The organism is Mycobacterium intracellulare ATCC 13950, assembly GCF_000277125.1.
GTDB lineage: Bacteria > Actinomycetota > Actinomycetes > Mycobacteriales > Mycobacteriaceae > Mycobacterium > Mycobacterium intracellulare.
Map to the genome: position 1 here is coordinate 4549132 of NC_016946.1, position 17142 is coordinate 4566273.

Consider the following 17142-nt stretch of genomic DNA (forward strand, 5'->3'; position numbering starts at 1 on the left):
CGGCGGCGCCAGCTTGTGATTGCGCCATGATTACTTACCTGTCTTTCCGACCTTGCGGCGGATCTGCTCGCCCTCGTAGCGCACGCCCTTGCCCTTGTACGGGTCGGGGCGACGCAGACGACGGATGTTCGCCGAGATCTGGCCGACCTTCTGCTTGTCGATCCCGGTGATGGTGAACTTCGTCGGCGACTGCACGGCGAACGTGATGCCGTCGGGCGCCTCGATCACCACGGGATGGCTGTAGCCCAGCGCGAACTCGAGGTTGGAGCCCTTGAGCTGCACGCGGTAACCGACACCGAAGATCTCCATCTTGGTGGTGTAGCCCTGCGTCACGCCGGTGACCAGGTTGGACACCAGGGTGCGCGACAGCCCGTGCAGCGAGCGGTTGCGCCGCTCGTCGTTGGGGCGGGTGACCACGATCGCGCCATCGTCGTTGCGCGCCACGGTGATCGGCTCGGCCACGGTCAGATCCAGCGTGCCCTTGGGGCCTTTCACCGAGACCTTCTGACCGTCGATCGTTACGTCGACTCCGGCGGGAACCGGAACCGGCTGCTTACCAATACGCGACATCTTTTACCCCCTCACCACACGTACGCGAGGACTTCGCCGCCCACGCCCTGTCGGGCTGCCTGGCGGTCGGTCAGCAGGCCCGAGGAGGTGGAGATGATCGCCACTCCCAGGCCGCCGAGCACGCGCGGCAGATTGGTGGATTTCGCGTACACCCGCAGGCCGGGCTTGGACACGCGGCGCAAGCCGGCGATGCTGCGCTCCCGGCTCGGCCCGTACTTGAGCTGAACGATCAGCGACTTGCCGACCCGAGCATCCTCGGTGCGGTAATCGCTGATGTAGCCCTCGCTCTTGAGGATCTGGGCGATGTTCGCCTTGAGCTTCGAGTGCGGCAACGTCACCTCGTCGTGATACGCCGAATTGGCGTTGCGCAGACGTGTCAAGAAGTCTGCGATCGGGTCCGTCATAGTCATCGAGCGCCACTCCTCTTCATCGCTGCGCTCTGCTTCGTCGCTGTCGCAGTCATCGAGCGCCACTCCTCTTCATCGCTGCGCTCTGCTTCGTCGATGTCGCAGTCATGACAGTGTCTGTCACCTTCCTCGCGGTGGTTCCCGGTCCGGGCCTGTCGCGCACTTTTCTGGGTTGGTCTGGGGGTTTGCGCTGTTTACCAGCTGCTCTTTTGCACGCCGGGCAGCTCGCCCGCATGCGCCATCTCGCGCAGGCAGATCCTGCACAGGCCGAATTTGCGGAAGACCGCGCGCGGCCGGCCGCACTTGTTGCAGCGCGTGTAGCCGCGCACCGCGAACTTCGGCTTGCGTGCGGCCTTGTTGACCAGTGCCTTCTTTGCCATTTACTCAGTTCTCCTTGAAGGGAAAGCCGAGGGCCCGCAGCAGCGCTCGTCCTTCTTCGTCAGTCGTCGCCGAGGTGACGACGTTGATGTCCATGCCGCGGACCCGGTCGATCTTGTCCACGTCGATCTCGTGGAACACCGACTGCTCGGCCAGCCCGAAGGTGTAGTTGCCGACACCGTCGAACTGCTTGGGCGAAAGGCCGCGGAAGTCGCGGATACGGGGCAGCGCGATCGAGGTGAGACGGTCGAGGAACTCCCACATCCGGTCCCCGCGCAGGGTGACCCGCGCGCCGATCGGCATGCCCTCACGCAGTTTGAACTGCGCGATGGATTTGCGGGCGCGACGGATCTCGGGCCGCTGCCCGGTGATCAGCGCCAGGTCGCTGACGGCGCCGTTGATCAACTTCGCGTCCCGGGCGGCGTCGCCGACACCCATGTTGACGACGACCTTGGTCACCGTCGGGATCTGCATCACGTTGCCGTAGCCGAATTCCTTGTGCAACGCATCGCGAATCTCGTTGCGGTAGCGCTCTTTCAGGCGCGGCTGCACCTTTTCTGCAGTGGTCATGTCAGATGTCCTTGCCGTTGCGCTTGGAGATGCGGACGCGCTTGCCGGTCTCCTCGTCGACCCGGTAGCCGACGCGGGTCGGCTTGCCGTCCGAGTCGACCACCATCACGTTGGACGCGTCGATCGGGGCTTCCTGGGTGACGATTCCGCCCGACTGGGCTCCGCGCTGGTTGGTCGAAATCGCGGTGTGCTTCTTGATGGCGTTGACGCCCTCGACCAGCACCCGGTTGCGCTCGGGGTAGACCTTGAGCACCTTGCCTTTGGCGCCCTTGTCCTTACCCGCGATCACCAGGACGGTGTCGTCCTTTTTGACCTTCATCTACAAAACCTCCGGAGCCAGCGAGATGATCTTCATGAACCGCTTCTCGCGCAGTTCGCGGCCGACGGGCCCGAAGATGCGCGTCCCGCGTGGGTCGTTGTCGGGCTTGATGATCACCGCGGCGTTCTCGTCGAATTTGATGTAGCTGCCGTCGGGGCGCCTGCGCTCCTTGACCGTGCGCACCACGACGGCCTTGACGACGTCCCCACGCTTGACGTTGCCGCCGGGGATGGCGTCCTTGACGGTGGCGACGATGACATCGCCGATGCCGGCGTAGCGTCGCGACGAACCGCCGAGCACACGGATGCACAAGATCTCCTTGGCGCCGGTGTTGTCGGCGACCTTCAGCCGCGATTCCTGCTGAATCACTCGATCTCCTGACCTGGTTGCGTGTGCACGGCAGGAGAACCCACCTGGGTGAGCCTTCGGCGGGCATGACCCACCAAAAACCTGACGTGCGCGGTCTTTGTCACCGAAGGGCACGCGGGGCCGATTCGCACCGGCCGAGGTCTGCCCAAGGCAACCCCTAGAGTCTAGGGGACGACCAGCTCAGAGCCAAATTCCGCTCCGACGGCATCGAGATCAGGAAATTCCGCACCTAGAACGGCGGCGGATCGTCGTCGGGACCGTAGACGGTGGGCCAGGAGCAGGTCGCCGACGGGGCCCGCCGGGCCAGCCGGGCGTCGCGGTTGTGTTTGCGTTCTGCTGCGATGCGGGTGGCGCGGTCTTGGGTGCGGGTGCGGCGGCGTTGGGGCATCATCGCGGTGCGCTGGGCGCAGTGGTTCGGGGGCGGGTCGGCTTCGGGGGCCGCGATCGCGCCGGTGGCCGCGCACAAGCTGGGAAACAGCAGCGCGCTGCCCGGGGTGGTCACATAGGTGTGCCCGGCCGGGGAGGTGAAGATCAGCGTGCCATCGGGCAGCTGCTTTTCCTGCCAGCCCCAAAACGTTTTCACCAAATGATGCGTACGGCACAGCGCCTTGAGGTTCGACGCGTGTGTGGGGCCACCGGCGGCGTAGGGGATGGTGTGGTCCACATCGCAGGCGGTGGCCGGGCGATCACAGCCGGGCCAGCGACACGTCAGATCCCGACACCGCACAAAATCGGCCAGCGCCCGCGAGGGCACATACCCCGGCTCCGGGGCGGCGTCGCCGGGATGGGTCAACGGCACCAGTGTGGCCGAGGCCGCCAGCTCGGCGAGCACCTCCGGGGGGATCAATCCCTCGGCGCCGACCTCGGCACCCGGGGTGGATGCGCGACCCTCCAGCACCGCGTGTTCGCCGATCACATGGACAGTCACCGGGCCCGCGGCCCGCCCCCCGGCCGCACAATCCGCGCGCCCGCAGCGACACCCCAGCCGATCGGCGTCGGCGGCCAACGCCCCCAATGCATCAGCGCGGCGCTGCTCCCGAGTCCGTGGGTCATGCGCACACACCGTGGCCGCCAACCCATCCAGGCGCCGATCCAGGGCATGGGCATCCGGGGCATACAGGGTGGCCTCCAGATGCGCCAGCCCATCACCCATGTCGGCCATCCACACCTGCCGGCCGGCCGCGCGCTCCTGGCGCCGCCGCACCGCATCCACATCAGCCTTGGCCACGACCTTGTCGACCTGGGCCGCCAACCGGCCCTGACTCAACGACGGCCACCGGCCCACATTGGCCGCCAACACCGCGTCCACCGCCCCCAGAACCTCGGGATCGACGATCAAATCGGTGCGGAACACGATGGTCTGAAACATCCGATAATCGATATCCCCGGCGCCAAACACCGCCCCCACTTTCGGCAGGCGTTCGCGCATCGCGCGGGCATAGCGCACCCGACTCGCGGCCAACCCCTGGCCGATCCGCAACTGCGCGCCCACCTCCGCGGCCACCGCCGCCTCGGTGTCCACCGCCCACTCCTCGGTCTCCGCACAGCGCGAGAGCCGATAGGCAAACAACTCCCCGATCGCCACCAACTGCGCCGCCGCCGCCCGATTCTCCACCCGCGCCACAACCCCGAGGTGTTCCAACAACGCCGCCGACTCCCGCGTCGACGACGGATGACAACGCTCAACGAGCTCATCAAGCTCCGCGATCACCGCACGCCGCCGCACCTCATCGAACATACGTTCGACTATGCCACGGGGGTCCGACAAACCGCCCCACCTAGCCTGACCGCGAATCCGCCACGCAGCGAAACCCGATGTGGGTGGTCGCGGAGTCCTGCGATTGCGGGGACCGGGCCGCCGGCCGGTATCGGTGGCAGTACTCCGGCGCGCACAGGTGGCTGCCGCCCTTCAACGTCTGGCTGACGGACGGGTCGGCGGGGCCCGGCGGGGTGCAGCAGGCCTTGGGCGGCGAATCGAGCCGGTGGTGCGGCGAGAATTCGGTGGCGGTCCATTCCCAGACGTTGCCGATCATGTCGATAAGGCCGAACGCGTTGGGCGCAAACGTGCCGACCGGCGAGGTCCCCACCCAGCCGAGCGCCCCGTCATTGCGGTAGGGGAAGCTGCCCTGCCAGGTGTTGGCCATCAGCCGGCCATCGCTGGTGACCTCGTCACCCCACGAGTACGTCGTGGTGCTTCCGGCGCGGGCCGCGTACTCCCACTCGGCCTCGGTCGGCAGCCGCCGCCCCGCCCAGCGCGCGTAGGCGGCCGCGTCGGGGTAGGCGACCTGCACCACCGGGTGATCGCCGCGGTCGGCCACGTCGCTGTCGGGCCCGAACGGATGACGCCAGCTCGCGCCCGGCACCCACTGCCACCACTGTCGCCAGTCACGCAGGTCCACCGGCCCCGGCGTCGGCCGGAAAACCATTGCGCCCGGGCACAGATCGTCGGGATCCGCACCGGAGTACAGCGCCGGGTCGATCGGTTGCTCGGCCACCGTGAGATACCCGGTGGCGTCGACGAATTCGGCGAACTGCGCATTGGTCACCGGGTGCCGTTCCACCGCAAAAGGACCGACGGCGACCGTATGGATCGGCGCCTCTTCCGGGTAGAAGCTGGTCGAGCCCATGCGGAATGACCCGCCGGGGAGGTCGACCAGTTCGCTCAGCACCAGTCCAGGGTATGACGAACCCTGCTCGATCGATCCAGGCGTCGCCGGCGCTCGCTCGCGCGGCCGCGTCAGTCGCGCGAAAAGGCCAGCGCGATCTCGGTTTCCACGTCCCGATAGGGCCGGCCGGACAGGTCGACGGTGACCTGGGCGATGGTCCCGCCGGTGAACGCGAACGGCGCCTTGAAGCGACTGGACACACCCGACCCGCCGTTGCGACCGACGGTGATGCCGGCGCCCGCCAGCCCGAAGGTGCCGGGGTGGGTGCTCACCCCGGCGAGCGTGCCGACAACCTCGTCATCGATGAACAGCGTCAGGTCACCCAGCGGCGTATGACTGTTCTCGACCGTGCCGGTCCGCGAATAGCTGGCGCCGAACAGATGCCTGCCCAACGGCACGGCCTGCGCCGAGGAGACCTCCTGCTGGCGCTCGCCGAGGAAGTTGTACACGTAATGCAGCCGCCCGTCCTGGATGAACAACACGTGCCCGCCGTGCGCGCCGCCCTGCTTGAACAGCACACCCTCGGCGCCGGTGGTATCGATGGTCACCTCGGCCAGCACCGAAAACGAGCGGCCGCGGATCTCGGCGGCCGCGCCGATGCTCACGTCCGCGCAATCGGGATAGTAGACGTAGCTGGACCGTTCGCCGACCAGATACGGCCGCGAGCGCCCCAGGGTCTCCAGGATGTTGAAATCCGAGAGGGGCAGCCCGTTGTATTTGGCGGCCTCCGAGAACCACAACGCCTTGAGTTCCTCGAGTTTCTCCGGCTTTTGGGCCGCGAGGTCGTGGCACTGGCTGCGGTCGGCCTCGATGTGGAACAGCTCCCAGCGATCGGCGTCGAAATGCGACCAGCCGGCCGGTGTGGCCGCGTGCACGGTGTTGGCGAACCAGCCCTCGTGCCAGATCCCGCGGGTACCCAGCATGGTGTAGAACTGGGCGCTTTTGCCGGTGGTGGCCTTCGGATCGTCAAGTGCCGCTTTGAAACTCACGCCGTCCAGTGGTTTCTGTGCGATGCCCTTGACGGTTTGCGGCGGCGTCAGGCCGAGCAGGTCGTAGACGGTCGGCGTGATGTCGCAGACGTTGACGTAGTTGTCGCGGACCTCGCCGTGCGCGGCAATCCCGTTGGGCCAGGAGATGATTGCGGTGTCGGCGATCCCGCCCTCGTGGGAGGCGTAGCGCTTGTAGAGCTTGTAGGGCGTGTTGAATGCCATCGCCCACCCGATCGGGTAGTGGTTGTAGGTCTGCGGCCCGCCGAGATGCTCGAACAGCTTCATGCTTTCTTCGACCGTGTCGATGTAGCCGTTGAAGAACTTGCCCTCGTTGACCGATCCGTTGGGCCCGCCCTCGCCGCTGGCGCCGTTGTCGGAGATCACCACAATGATGGTGTTGTCGAGCTGACCCGATTCCTCGAGATAGTCCAGGATCCGGCCGATCTGGGCGTCGGTGTAGCTCAGGAACCCGGCGAACACCTCGGCCATCCGGGAAAACAGCCTCTTCTCGTCGTCATTCAGGGAATCCCAGGGTCGCACCGTGTCCTGCAGGGGCCACTCCTGGCCGTCGGGACCCTTCACGTCGAGGTACGGGTTGACCGGCGACAGTTCGGTGTCGCCCGGCACGATGCCCATCGACTTCTGCCGCTCCAGCACGATCTCGCGGTAGCGCTCGTAGCCCATGTCGAAGCGGCCGGCGTAGTGGTCGGCCCATTGCTTGAAGACGTGATGCGGCGCGTGCCCGGCGCCGGGGCACACGTAGGAGAACCACGGCTTTTCCGGCGCAATCACTTTGGCGTCGCGGATGAATTCGATCGTCTTGTCGGCGAGGTCCTTTGACAGGTGGTAGCCGTCCTCCGGGGTGGCCGGCGGGCTGACCGGATGGTTGTCGTACACCAGGTCGGGATACCACTGGTCGGTCTCCCCGCCCAGGAACCCGTAGAACCGTTCGAAGCCGCGCGAGAGCGGCCAGTGCCGCTTCGTCGACGCCAGGTTCGATTCCTCCAGCGGCGTCAGGTGCCACTTGCCCACGCAGTAGGTGTTGTATCCCGCCTCGGCGAGGGCCTCGGACAGCAGGGCGGTGTCGAACGGGATGCGACCGTTGGCGTTGGGGAAGCCCTCGGTGAACTCCTCGATGGTGGCCATGCCGACGGTCGTGGCATTGCGCCCGGTGAGCAGCGACGCCCGGGTCGGCGAACACAGCGCGGTGGTGTGAAACTGCGAAAGCCGGACGCCGCGTTCGGCGATGCGCGACATGGCCGGCATCTCGACCAGGCCGCCGAAGCAGTCCCAGGTCGCGATGCCGGTGTCATCCCAAACCAGATAGAGGACGTTCGGTGCATCCTGCGGCGCGGTCGGCGCGGCGTAGGGACCCCAATCCGGTTCGGAATCGCGGATATCGAGCTCGATCTTGCCGTTGAAGGCTCGCGAGTCAGTGGACATGCGCCGAGCGTAACGTGGCCGCGAACTTTCCGCGTTTTTTCGCAGCGGCGTTACGTGCGGCAAGCAAAACGCCCGAGACCATCGGGTCTCGGGCGTTTCCATGCCGCTCGGGGCTTACTTCGCCTTTTCCAGAATCTCGACGAGCCGCCAGCGCTTGGTCGCCGACGTCGGGCGCGTCTCCATCAGCGAGACGCGGTCGCCGATCCCGGCGGCGCTGTTCTCGTCGTGCGCCTTGACCTTCTTGGTGGTCCGGATGATCTTGCCGTACAGCGGGTGACGGACGCGGTCTTCCAGTTCGACCACGATGGTCTTCTGCATCTTGTCGCTCACCACGTAACCGATGCGCATCTTGCGGCGGCCACGCACCTTCGGGTTCGCGGGAGTGTGCTTGGGGCCCTTGTCCTTCGACGCGGCTTGGGCTGCGGCGGCCTTCTTGGGGGCGGCCTTCTTGGCTTCTGCCATCACGATTCCTTACCATCCGGCCCGGAAGCCAGGCCCAGTTCTCGTTCGCGCAGCACGGTGTAGACGCGCGCGATCTCCTGACGCACGGTGCGAAGCCGGCGGTTGTTGGTGAGCTGGCCGGTCGCCATCTGGAAGCGCAGGTTGAACAGCTCTTCCTTGGACTCGCGCAACCGCTCGGTCAGCTCCTCGTCGGTGAGCTCGCGCAGTTCGCCCGGCGAAATTCCCACTGCCATCAGAACTGATCCTCTCGAGTCACGATGCGCGCCTTGATCGGCAACTTGTGGATTGCGCGGGTGAGCGCCGCGCGGGCGATCTGCTCGTTGGGGTAGCTGAGCTCGAACAGCACCCGGCCCGGCTTGACGTTGACGACCCACCACTCCGGCGAACCCTTACCCGAACCCATCCGGGTTTCCGCGGGCTTCTTGGTCAGCGGGCGGTCGGGGAACACGTTGATCCACACCTTGCCGCCACGCTTGATGTGCCGGTTGATGGCGATACGAGCGGACTCGATCTGCCGGTTGGTGACGTACGCGTGCTCCAGGGCCTGGATGCCGTAGTCGCCGAAGTTCACCGCCGTGCCGCCGCTGGCGATGCCGCGCTGGCGGGGGTGGTGCTGCTTGCGGTGTTTAACTCTGCGTGGAATCAACATGATTCAGCTCTCCGTGCTTTGCGGTTCTGCAGCGGGTGCGGCGGCCGCGGCGCCCTCTTCGACGCTGGCGGCCCGGCCGGCCTCGGTGCTGGTGGCCGTGGTGCCTGAGGCGCCACTGCGGCGCGGGCGGGTGCCCGACGGGCGCTCGCGGCGGGAACGCTCGGCGCCCGCGGGAGCGGCGGCGGCCAGTTCGCGCTTGCCACCGACGATGTCGCCCTTGTAGATCCACACCTTCACGCCGATCCGGCCGAAGGTGGTCTTGGCCTCGTACAGGCCGTAGTCGATGTCGGCGCGCAGCGTGTGCAGCGGCACCCGGCCCTCGCGGTAGAACTCCGAGCGGCTCATCTCGGCGCCGCCGAGACGGCCGGAGCACTGCACGCGGATGCCCTTGACGTTGGGCTGGCGCATCGCCGACTGGATGGCCTTGCGCATCGCCCGGCGGAACGCCACGCGGTTGCTCAGCTGCTCGGCGACGCCCTGGGCCACCAATTGCGCTTGGGACTCAGGGTTTCTGACCTCGAGGATGTTGAGCTGCACCTGCTTGCCGGTCAGCTTCTCCAGGTCGGCGCGGATCCGGTCGGCCTCGGTGCCGCGGCGGCCGATGACGATGCCCGGACGCGCGGTGTGGATGTCCACCCGGACGCGGTCGCGGGTGCGCTCGATCTCCACGTCGGCGATCCCGGCCCGCTCCAGGCCGGTCGACAGCAGCCGCCGGATCGCGACGTCTTCCTTGACGTAGTCCGAGTACTGCTTGTCGGCGTACCAGCGGGACTTCCAGTCGGTCGTGATGCCCAGCCGGAAGCCGTGCGGATTGATCTTCTGGCCCACTAGTCTGAGCCTCCCTTCGCGTCAGAAGTCTCAGACGTCTTGGCTTCGGCTTTCGGTGCGGCCTTCTTCGCGGGCGCTTTTGCCGCGGCCTTCTTGGCGGGTGCCTTGCTGGCCGGCGCCTTGGTGGCCGGGGCCTTCTTGGCGGCGGCCTTGCTCGCCTCGGCGCGGCGGGCCCGGGTCGACTTCGCCGACCGCTGGTCCTTGGCCGGGCGGCTCTCCACCACGACCGTGATGTGGCTGGTGCGCTTGCGAATCCGGAACGCGCGGCCCTGGGCGCGCGGCCGGATGCGCTTGGCGGTGGGGCCCTCGTCGGCGTAGACGGTGGCGACCACCAGGGTCGACGGGTCCAGCCCGTTGTTGTTCTGCGCGTTGGCCGCGGCGCTGGCGATCACCTTGGCCACCGGCTCGCTGGCGGCCTGCGGCGCCCAGCGCAGGATGTCGAGCGCGTCGGCCACCGAGCGGCCGCGCACCAGGTCGATCACCCGTCGCGCCTTTCTCGGCGACACCCGCACGAAGCGCGCTTTGGCCACCGCCGAGGGAAATTCAGTCGTGGTCATCGCCGTTTGGCCTTCCGGTCGTCCTTGATGTGTCCCTTGAAGGTGCGGGTGGGGGCGAATTCACCAAGCTTGTGGCCGACCATCGACTCGGTGACGAACACCGGGACGTGCTTGCGTCCGTCGTGGACCGCGAACGTGTGGCCGATGAAGTCAGGAATGATCGTCGAACGGCGCGACCATGTCTTGATCACCTGTTTGGTGTTCTTCTCGTTCTGCGCGTCCACCTTTTTGAGCAGGTGGCCGTCGACGAACGGGCCCTTCTTCAGGCTGCGTGGCATGTGCTGACTACTCCTGGTCCTGGGCTTCCTCAGCGACCGTGCTTCTTGCCGGTACGCCGGCGTCGCACGATGAGCTTGTTGCTGGCCTTGTTCGGATGGCGGGTGCGGCCCTCGGGCTTGCCCCACGGGCTCACCGGGTGGCGACCACCGGAGGTCTTGCCCTCACCACCACCGTGCGGGTGATCCACCGGGTTCATGACCACACCACGGACCGAAGGGCGCTTGCCCTTCCACCGCATGCGGCCGGCCTTCCCCCAGTTGATGTTCGCCTGCTCGGCGTTGCCCACCTCGCCGACGGTGGCGCGGCAACGCACGTCGACGCGACGGATCTCGCCGCTGGGCATACGCAGCGACGCGTAGGTGCCCTCCTTACCGAGCAACTGAATGCTCGCGCCGGCCGACCGCGCCAGCTTGGCGCCACCGCCCGGCCGCAGTTCCACGGCGTGGATCACGGTACCGGCCGGGATGTTGCGCAGCGGCAGGTTGTTGCCCGGCTTGATGTCCGCGTTCGGACCCGTTTCCACCACGTCGCCCTGCGAAAGTCCCTGCGGCGCAATGATGTAGCGCTTCTCGCCGTCCAGGAAGTGCAGCAACGCGATGTTGGCGGTCCGGTTGGGGTCGTATTCGATGTGGGCGACCTTGGCGTTGACGCCGTCCTTGTCGTTGCGACGGAAGTCGATCACCCGGTAGGCGCGCTTGTGGCCGCCACCCTTGTGGCGGGTGGTGATGCGGCCGTGCGCGTTACGCCCACCGTGGCCGTGCAGCGGCCGAACCAACGACTTCTCCGGGGTGGAACGGGTGACCTCGGAGAAATCGGACACGCTTGCGCCGCGACGGCCGGGGCTCGTCGGCTTGTACTTACGAATTGCCATGTCTAATCAGGTCTTCCTCTCGCGGCGGCTAGGCCGGTGCCCCGAACAGATCGATCGGCTTGCTACCCGGCGCCAGCGTGACGATGGCCCGCTTGGTGCTCTTGCGCTTGCCGAACCCGGTCCTGGTGCGCTTGCGCTTACCCTGCCGGTTCGCGGTGTTCACCGATGCGACCTTGACGGAGAAGATCTTCTCGATGGCGATCTTGATCTGCGTCTTGTTCGAATCGGGGTGCACCACGAACGTGTACACGTTGTCATCGAGGAGCGAATAGGACTTCTCCGAGATGACCGGGGCCAAGATGATGTCGCGGGGGTCAGTGACGGTCGCCATCAGACCGAAACCTCCTCGGGAGTACCGGTGTTGGCGCTGATGTAGGCGTTGAGGGCCTCCACGCTGAACACCACGTCGTCGGAGCGGAGCACGTCATAGGTGTTGAGCTGGCCGGGCGTCAGGATGTGCACACCGGGAAGGTTGCGCACGCTCTTGGCGCCCGCCTCGTCGCTGCGTCCGATCACGACCAGCACCTGCTTGCGCTCGGTCAGCGTGCCCAGGAACGCCCTGGCGCTCTTGGTCGACGGGGTCTGGCCGGCGACGATTTCGGTGACCGCGTGGATGCGCCCGTTGCGCGCCCGGTCGGACAGCGCACCGCGCAACGCCGCGGCGATCATCTTCTTGGGCGTGCGCTGGCTGTAGTCACGCGGCTTGGGGCCGTGCACGACGCCACCGCCGGTGAACTGCGGGGCCCGCGTGGAACCCTGCCGGGCGCGGCCGGTTCCCTTCTGCCGGTAGGGCTTACGGCCACCGCCGCTGACGTCGCCGCGCGTCTTGGTCGAGTGCGTGCCCTGGCGCGCCGCCGCCCGCTGGGCGGTGACGACCTGGTGCATCAGCGCGATATTGGCCGGGGCGTCGAACAATTCGGCCGGCAACTCGATCGAGCCTTCGACCTTGCCGGCCGGTGTCTTGACGTCGATCTTGAGCGTCTTGGAACCTTGTGCTGCCATCACTTCTCACCTCGTTTGACCGCGCTGCGGACCACCACGAGTCCACCGGTGCGGCCGGGGACCGCACCCTTGATCAGCAGCACGCCGTTCTCGGTATCGACCTTGTGCACCAACAGGTTTTGGACGGTCACCCGGTCGTTACCCATCCGGCCCGCCATCCGCGTGCCCTTGAACACGCGGGCGGGGGTGGCGCAACCACCGATGGAACCCGGGCGACGGTGCACCGCCTGGGCACCGTGACTGGCGCCCTGACCACGGAAACCGTGGCGCTTCATGGTGCCCGCGAAGCCCTTCCCCTTGGAGGTTCCGGTGACGTCGACGTAGCTGCCGTCGGTGAAGATCTCGGCCGTCAGCTCCTGGCCGACCTGGTATTCCGCCGCCGCGTCCGGGTTGTCCAGCCGCAGCTCGGCCAAGAACCGGCGCGGGTTGACGCCCGCGGCCGCGTACTGACCGGTCACCGGCTTGTTGACCTTGCGCGGACTGATCTCGCCGTACGCCAGCTGCACGGCGCTGTAGCCGTCCTGCTCCGGCGTGCGGATGCGGGTCACCACGTTCGGCCCGGCCTTGACGACCGTCACCGGCACAATCCTGTTGTTCTCGTCGAATACCTGCGTCATGCCCAGCTTGGTACCGAGAATGCCCTTACGCGCCATTGCTCTGTAACCCCCTACTGGATGTTGACGTCGACACTGGCCGGAAGGTCGATGCGCATCAGCGCGTCAACGGTCTTCGGCGTCGGGTCGAGGATGTCGATCAGCCGCTTGTGCGTGCGCATCTCGAAGTGCTCCCGCGAGTCCTTGTACTTGTGCGGAGAGCGGATGACGCAATACACATTCTTCTCGGTCGGCAGCGGCACCGGCCCTACGACGCTGGCACCCGTGCGGACGACGGTCTCGACGATCTTGCGCGCCGACGCGTCGATAGCCTCATGGTCGTAGGCCTTAAGCCTGATGCGGATCTTCTGTCCCGCCACGCTTCTCCTACCCTCGCTCCTGTTGAGGCCCGGTTTCCGGGCTCAAATAATCCATGTCCTCAGTGCCACCGGCGCGCCGATCGGGCCGGCCGATGTTGGCCGATCGAGCGTTGCGCCGGATAGTGCGCCGCTGTTTACCTGTCGTGGTCCACCGGCCCCCGCGGTCGGGTGTGTCACCCTCACGCGGCCTCGGCGCGCCGATTTCACGATCGAAATTCGTCGCACTCGAAGGATGGGACCGGACGCGCCCGTTTGGACGCTGGTCGTATGCCCGACCAGGCGCAAACCCGGCTCAAGGCAACCTGAACAGTATGCCCTAGATCGGGGCCCGAACAAAATTCGGGCGAGATCCCGGGCCCAATCCGTCACGCCCGGCCCGGACGCCGTCGCTACGCGACGCTAACGCCCAGGTCAGAGGCCTTGAGATGGCCGGTGCCGAGGCCAAGACTAGTGCCATGAGCACACCGACCGTCGATCCGGAAACCGCGCAGGCCGTCAAGGTGTTCGCCGACCCCATCGCGTACGCCGACGAGCCGCGGCTGCATGCGGCGCTGGCGCACCTGCGCGCGCACGCACCGGTGTCGTTGGTCGACTGTCCGCCGTACCGGCCGTTCTGGGCGATCACCAAGCACGCCGACGTCATGGAGATCGAGCGGGCCAACGACCTGTTCCTCAACGAGCCGCGGCCGCTGCTGGCCCCCGCCGAGGCCGACGACTTCGCGCGCGCCCAGCTGGACGCCGGGATGGGCCTGCGCACCCTGATCCACATGGACGACCCCCGGCACCGGGTGGTGCGCGCGATCGGTGCCGACTGGTTTCGCCCCAAGGCCATGCGCGCGCTGAAGGTCAGGGTCGACGAGCTGGCCAAGAGCTACGTCGACAAGATGATGGCCGCGGGCGGCGAATGCGATTTCGTGCAGGAGGTCGCCGTGAACTACCCGCTGTACGTGATCTTGTCGCTGCTGGGCCTGCCGGAATCGGATTTCCCGCGCATGCTCAGACTCACCCAGGAACTGTTCGGCGGCGACGACGAGGAGTTCAAGCGGGGCACCACGCCCGAGGAGCAGATGCAGATCCTGCTCGACTTCTTCGGCTACTTCAGCGATCTCACCGCGGCGCGGCGGGCCCACCCCACCGACGACCTGGCGTCGGCGATCGCCAACGCGCGCGTCGACGGCGAGCCGCTGTCGGACGTCGACACGGCCTCCTACTACGTCATCATCGCGACCGCCGGGCACGACACCACGAGCGCCACCATCGCCGGCGGGCTGCAGGCGCTGATCGAAAACCCCGACCAGCGCGCCCGGTTGACCGCCGACCCCGCACTGATGCCGCTGGCGACCGAGGAGATGATCCGCTGGGTGACGCCGGTCAAAGAGTTCATGCGCACCGCGGTCGCCGACACCGCCGTTCGCGGGGTGCCGATCGCCGCGGGCGAATCGGTGTATCTGTCCTACGTGTCGGCGAACCGCGACGAGGACGTGTTCGACGACCCGTTCCGGTTCGATGTCGGCCGAGACCCCAACAAGCACTTGGCCTTTGGCTACGGCGTGCACTTCTGCCTGGGGGCCGCGCTGGCCCGCATGGAGGTGAACAGCTTTTTCACCGAACTGTTGCCCCGGCTGGAGTCCGTCGAGTGCGCCGGGGAACCCGAACTCGTCGCCACCACGTTCGTGGGTGGTCTCAAGCACCTGCCGATTCGGTATTCGCTGCGTTAGCCCGATTGGTCTGGACGTGGAGGAAGCCGTCGACCGCCGCCAGCGCGCATTCGCGGTAGTCGAAATCGGGCAGGGTGGACAGGCGGCCGAGCACCAGGGGTCCGATGAGCATGGCGATCGCCCGGGATCGGTCCACCTCGCCCAGCTCGGCGGCCTCCGGGCTGTCGAAGATGACGTCGAACGGCTCCGCGTACTGCTGAGCGATCCGCTCGCGCAGGGTGGTGATCGCCGCGCTGTCGGCATTGGCGCTGTGCCGGGGTTCGGGCAGCCCCTCCAGGTCACGCCCCAGCGCCAGCCAGGACATCGCCGTCATGAGGGTGGGCGCGTGGGCCACGGATTCGGCCTGGGCCAACACCACCGCGACCAGCCGGTCCCGCAGCGATCCCTCGGCCGGCGGGGTCGGTGACGCCGGTATCAGGCTGTTGAAAGCCGCTGCCAGCAAGTCGTTTCCGCTCGGAAAGTGGCGATACAGGGTCGCCCTGGCCACGTTGGCGGTGCGGGTGACCGCGTCGACCGTCACCGCGCTGGGACCCCCGGCCCGCAGCAGCGTGACGGCGGCGTCCAGCAGCCTGGCCCGCGACCTCGCGGGGCGCGGGTCGGTCGTCCCGGCGGTAATGGCGACCACCTCCTGTCTGAGACGAGACTATCGGGTCGAAACGAATTCTGACGCCCGGTGCCCGATCATCACGATGGTGGCGTGCGGACCGCGGCTGGTGATCGTGGGCAGGACCGAGCCGTCGATCACCCACAGGTTGTCGATGCCGTAGACCCGGCACAGGGGGTCGACGACGGCCCGCGGGTCGCCGTCGACACCCATCGGCGCGGTGCCGCACAGATGCTGCGAGGTGGACCAGACCGCCGTCGCGGAACCGATTGTGCTGCCGGCCAATTCGTGGGCCAAGTCGATGCCCCGGCGCAGGTCCGCGACGTCGTCGGGCTCGCTGTCGTAGCGGTGCTCGATGCGCGGCGCCACGTCGGGATCCGGCGAGACCAGCGTGATGCGGCCCCGCGCGCGCGGTTGCATGAGGGCCACCCCGATGTGCGGCCAATCGGCGTGCCCGGCGGTGCCGTCGCCGGTCATCGCCACGAATCCACCGGTGTACGGCCTGATCTCGAGGCCGTCGGCCGTGCTCAGCACCACCTCGAGCACCGGGCGCCCGGGGGCCACCGTCCAGTCGGTGGGCAGCACCCACTCGGCGTGATCGCTGAACGACGCCCCCACCGGCAGCGCCGCGACCACCGGCACCCCGGCGGCCGCCAGCGCGTCGGGGTCGCCGATGCCCGAGAGCATGAGGAGATGCGCCGTTTCAATGGCGCCGCCGCACAACACGATTCGGTCGGCAGTGAACACGGTGTGGCCGTCCGGCCCGATCGCGTCCACGCCCACCGCGACGCTCCCGGCGAAGCGCAGCCGCACCGCCCGGGTCCGCGCGTGCAGGCGCAGGTTCGGCCGGCTCAGCGCCGGGATGAGATACGCGGTGCCGGACCCCCTGCGCACGCCGTCGACGATGTTGAGCGGGACGGCGCCTATCCCCGAAATTGGTTCAGCCGCAACGTCGTTGAGGTCGGCGATCCAGCCGAATCCGGCGCGCTGGGCGGCGGTGATGAAACGCTCCGTGGTTCCCGTCATCTCGTGGGTGCGGCGCACCAGGATGGGGCCGCTGTCGCCGTGGGCGGGACCGTCGAAGTCCAGGTCGGTCTCGATGGCCCGGAAGCTGTCCAGCACCTCGGACCATCCCCAGCCCGGTAGGCCGATGCGGTCGAAGTCGCGGGGCAATCCGCGGCAGAAGTAGCCGCCGTTGATGGCTCCCGATCCGCCCACCGTGGCCCCCCGCACCAGGGGGTGCTGGCGGACGGGTTCGTCGGTGAGGTGGGTCTGATAGCGCCGGACCAGGGGGCTGCCGACGCCGATCGGCAGCTGCAGACCGTTGGCGGTCTGGGCGAGCAGGCCCGGATCGTCGAGGGCGGGGCCCGTCTCGAGGACGGTGACCGTGCGGTCCGCGTCGGCGGAAAGGCGTTCGGCGACAACCGATCCAGCACTGCCGGCGCCGACGATCAGCACATCGCTGTGCGAGACGGCTGCGGTCAAGGC

23 protein-coding genes and 1 pseudogene are annotated in these 17142 nt (G+C 67.5%); 2 read left to right on the forward strand and 22 right to left on the reverse strand.

What is annotated here, in order from left to right; translation table 11 throughout:
- Positions 1–30: 30 nt before the first annotated feature.
- From rplF to rpsJ, 20 genes are all read right to left on the reverse strand, one after another.
- Positions 31–570, reverse strand: a complete 540-nt coding sequence (gene rplF, locus OCU_RS45975) for a 50S ribosomal protein L6 (protein ID WP_008260611.1) — start codon at positions 568–570, stop codon at positions 31–33.
- Between the two features lie 11 nt (positions 571–581).
- A complete protein-coding gene (gene rpsH / locus OCU_RS45980; RefSeq protein ID WP_008260619.1) occupies positions 582–980 on the reverse strand; it encodes a 30S ribosomal protein S8 in 399 nt (132 codons plus the stop codon).
- Positions 981–1171: 191 nt separating this feature from the next.
- Complete coding sequence (locus OCU_RS45985) at positions 1172–1357, reverse strand: type Z 30S ribosomal protein S14 (RefSeq protein ID WP_003873499.1); 186 nt, start codon at positions 1355–1357, stop codon at positions 1172–1174.
- A 4-nt stretch (positions 1358–1361) separates the two neighbouring features.
- The gene (rplE, locus tag OCU_RS45990; protein ID WP_008260625.1) at positions 1362–1925 is read right to left on the reverse strand and encodes a 50S ribosomal protein L5; all 564 of its coding nucleotides are present in this window, start codon (positions 1923–1925) and stop codon (positions 1362–1364) included.
- A 1-nt stretch (position 1926) separates the two neighbouring features.
- The gene (gene rplX, locus OCU_RS45995) at positions 1927–2244 is read right to left on the reverse strand and encodes a 50S ribosomal protein L24 (protein ID WP_008260626.1); all 318 of its coding nucleotides are present in this window, start codon (positions 2242–2244) and stop codon (positions 1927–1929) included.
- Complete coding sequence (gene rplN / locus OCU_RS46000) at positions 2245–2613, reverse strand: 50S ribosomal protein L14 (RefSeq protein ID WP_003403649.1); 369 nt, start codon at positions 2611–2613, stop codon at positions 2245–2247.
- A 229-nt stretch (positions 2614–2842) separates the two neighbouring features.
- Entirely contained in the window at positions 2843–4351 is a 1509-nt protein-coding gene (locus OCU_RS46005) for an HNH endonuclease signature motif containing protein (protein ID WP_014381114.1), read from the reverse strand.
- A 40-nt stretch (positions 4352–4391) separates the two neighbouring features.
- A complete protein-coding gene (locus OCU_RS46010) occupies positions 4392–5282 on the reverse strand; it encodes a formylglycine-generating enzyme family protein (protein ID WP_014381115.1) in 891 nt (296 codons plus the stop codon).
- A gap of 68 nt (positions 5283–5350) precedes the next feature.
- Positions 5351–7711, reverse strand: coding sequence for an arylsulfatase (locus tag OCU_RS46015; RefSeq protein WP_014381116.1), 2361 nt, complete (start codon positions 7709–7711; stop codon positions 5351–5353).
- Between the two features lie 114 nt (positions 7712–7825).
- Positions 7826–8173, reverse strand: coding sequence for a 30S ribosomal protein S17 (gene rpsQ / locus OCU_RS46020; RefSeq protein ID WP_008260801.1), 348 nt, complete (start codon positions 8171–8173; stop codon positions 7826–7828).
- Complete coding sequence (gene rpmC / locus OCU_RS46025) at positions 8173–8406, reverse strand: 50S ribosomal protein L29 (protein ID WP_008260802.1); 234 nt, start codon at positions 8404–8406, stop codon at positions 8173–8175. The genes rpsQ and rpmC overlap by 1 nt, the downstream gene beginning before the upstream one ends.
- A complete protein-coding gene (gene rplP / locus OCU_RS46030) occupies positions 8406–8822 on the reverse strand; it encodes a 50S ribosomal protein L16 (RefSeq protein ID WP_008260803.1) in 417 nt (138 codons plus the stop codon). The genes rpmC and rplP overlap by 1 nt, the downstream gene beginning before the upstream one ends.
- A 3-nt stretch (positions 8823–8825) precedes the next feature.
- Entirely contained in the window at positions 8826–9650 is an 825-nt protein-coding gene (rpsC, locus tag OCU_RS46035) for a 30S ribosomal protein S3 (RefSeq protein ID WP_014381118.1), read from the reverse strand.
- Positions 9650–10207 carry a 50S ribosomal protein L22 gene (gene rplV, locus OCU_RS46040; RefSeq protein ID WP_009957089.1) on the reverse strand — a complete coding sequence of 186 codons (558 nt, stop codon included), beginning with the start codon at positions 10205–10207 and terminating at the stop codon, positions 9650–9652. Before rplV ends, rpsC begins: the two co-directional genes overlap by 1 nt.
- Entirely contained in the window at positions 10204–10485 is a 282-nt protein-coding gene (gene rpsS, locus OCU_RS46045) for a 30S ribosomal protein S19 (protein ID WP_009957090.1), read from the reverse strand. The genes rplV and rpsS overlap by 4 nt, the downstream gene beginning before the upstream one ends.
- Before the next feature lie 29 nt (positions 10486–10514).
- A complete protein-coding gene (rplB, locus tag OCU_RS46050) occupies positions 10515–11357 on the reverse strand; it encodes a 50S ribosomal protein L2 (protein ID WP_008260807.1) in 843 nt (280 codons plus the stop codon).
- 28 nt (positions 11358–11385) lie between these two features.
- On the reverse strand, positions 11386–11688 hold the full coding sequence (rplW, locus tag OCU_RS46055; protein ID WP_003873516.1) for a 50S ribosomal protein L23: 303 nt from the start codon (positions 11686–11688) through the stop codon (positions 11386–11388).
- Positions 11688–12359, reverse strand: a complete 672-nt coding sequence (gene rplD, locus OCU_RS46060) for a 50S ribosomal protein L4 (protein WP_014381119.1) — start codon at positions 12357–12359, stop codon at positions 11688–11690. The genes rplW and rplD overlap by 1 nt, the downstream gene beginning before the upstream one ends.
- Positions 12359–13012: a 50S ribosomal protein L3 gene (rplC, locus tag OCU_RS46065; protein WP_008260820.1), complete on the reverse strand. Its 654-nt coding sequence runs from the start codon at positions 13010–13012 to the stop codon at positions 12359–12361. The genes rplD and rplC overlap by 1 nt, the downstream gene beginning before the upstream one ends.
- 14 nt (positions 13013–13026) lie before the next feature.
- A complete protein-coding gene (rpsJ, locus tag OCU_RS46070; RefSeq protein ID WP_003873519.1) occupies positions 13027–13332 on the reverse strand; it encodes a 30S ribosomal protein S10 in 306 nt (101 codons plus the stop codon).
- A gap of 110 nt (positions 13333–13442) precedes the next feature.
- Here rpsJ and OCU_RS51920 point away from each other — a divergent pair.
- Both OCU_RS51920 and OCU_RS46075 read left to right on the forward strand, forming a co-directional pair.
- Positions 13443–13649 (forward strand): annotated as a pseudogene (locus tag OCU_RS51920) (hypothetical protein); the annotation flags it as partial.
- A gap of 138 nt (positions 13650–13787) precedes the next feature.
- Entirely contained in the window at positions 13788–15050 is a 1263-nt protein-coding gene (locus tag OCU_RS46075) for a cytochrome P450 (protein ID WP_041787229.1), read from the forward strand.
- On the opposite strand, the gene OCU_RS46080 is transcribed toward OCU_RS46075, so the two are convergent.
- Positions 15016–15570, reverse strand: a complete 555-nt coding sequence (locus OCU_RS46080; protein WP_026071194.1) for a TetR/AcrR family transcriptional regulator — start codon at positions 15568–15570, stop codon at positions 15016–15018. The genes OCU_RS46075 and OCU_RS46080 overlap by 35 nt on opposite strands.
- A gap of 123 nt (positions 15571–15693) precedes the next feature.
- Complete coding sequence (gene mftG, locus OCU_RS46085) at positions 15694–17139, reverse strand: mycofactocin dehydrogenase MftG (protein ID WP_014385804.1); 1446 nt, start codon at positions 17137–17139, stop codon at positions 15694–15696.
- Positions 17140–17142: the final 3 nt, after the last annotated feature.

Bases quoted from the DNA above. Each gene is read 5' to 3' on its own strand.
- rplB (WP_008260807.1), bottom strand. From the start codon at position 11,357: ATGGCAATTCGTAAGTACAAGCCGACGAGCCCCGGCCGTCGCGGCGCA.
- rplX (WP_008260626.1), bottom strand. From the start codon at position 2,244: ATGAAGGTCAAAAAGGACGACACCGTCCTGGTGATCGCGGGTAAGGAC.
- rpsQ (WP_008260801.1), bottom strand. From the start codon at position 8,173: ATGGCAGAAGCCAAGAAGGCCGCCCCCAAGAAGGCCGCCGCAGCCCAA.
- rplD (WP_014381119.1), bottom strand. From the start codon at position 12,359: ATGGCAGCACAAGGTTCCAAGACGCTCAAGATCGACGTCAAGACACCG.
- rplC (WP_008260820.1), bottom strand. From the start codon at position 13,012: ATGGCGCGTAAGGGCATTCTCGGTACCAAGCTGGGCATGACGCAGGTA.
- rplP (WP_008260803.1), bottom strand. From the start codon at position 8,822: ATGTTGATTCCACGCAGAGTTAAACACCGCAAGCAGCACCACCCCCGC.
- rplW (WP_003873516.1), bottom strand. From the start codon at position 11,688: ATGGCGACCGTCACTGACCCCCGCGACATCATCTTGGCCCCGGTCATC.
- OCU_RS46075 (WP_041787229.1), top strand. From the start codon at position 13,788: ATGAGCACACCGACCGTCGATCCGGAAACCGCGCAGGCCGTCAAGGTG.
- rpsS (WP_009957090.1), bottom strand. From the start codon at position 10,485: ATGCCACGCAGCCTGAAGAAGGGCCCGTTCGTCGACGGCCACCTGCTC.
- OCU_RS46015 (WP_014381116.1), bottom strand. From the start codon at position 7,711: ATGTCCACTGACTCGCGAGCCTTCAACGGCAAGATCGAGCTCGATATC.
- rpsH (WP_008260619.1), bottom strand. From the start codon at position 980: ATGACTATGACGGACCCGATCGCAGACTTCTTGACACGTCTGCGCAAC.
- OCU_RS46005 (WP_014381114.1), bottom strand. From the start codon at position 4,351: ATGTTCGATGAGGTGCGGCGGCGTGCGGTGATCGCGGAGCTTGATGAG.
- rplV (WP_009957089.1), bottom strand. From the start codon at position 10,207: ATGACCACGACTGAATTTCCCTCGGCGGTGGCCAAAGCGCGCTTCGTG.
- rplF (WP_008260611.1), bottom strand. From the start codon at position 570: ATGTCGCGTATTGGTAAGCAGCCGGTTCCGGTTCCCGCCGGAGTCGAC.
- rplE (WP_008260625.1), bottom strand. From the start codon at position 1,925: ATGACCACTGCAGAAAAGGTGCAGCCGCGCCTGAAAGAGCGCTACCGC.
- OCU_RS45985 (WP_003873499.1), bottom strand. From the start codon at position 1,357: ATGGCAAAGAAGGCACTGGTCAACAAGGCCGCACGCAAGCCGAAGTTC.
- rpmC (WP_008260802.1), bottom strand. From the start codon at position 8,406: ATGGCAGTGGGAATTTCGCCGGGCGAACTGCGCGAGCTCACCGACGAG.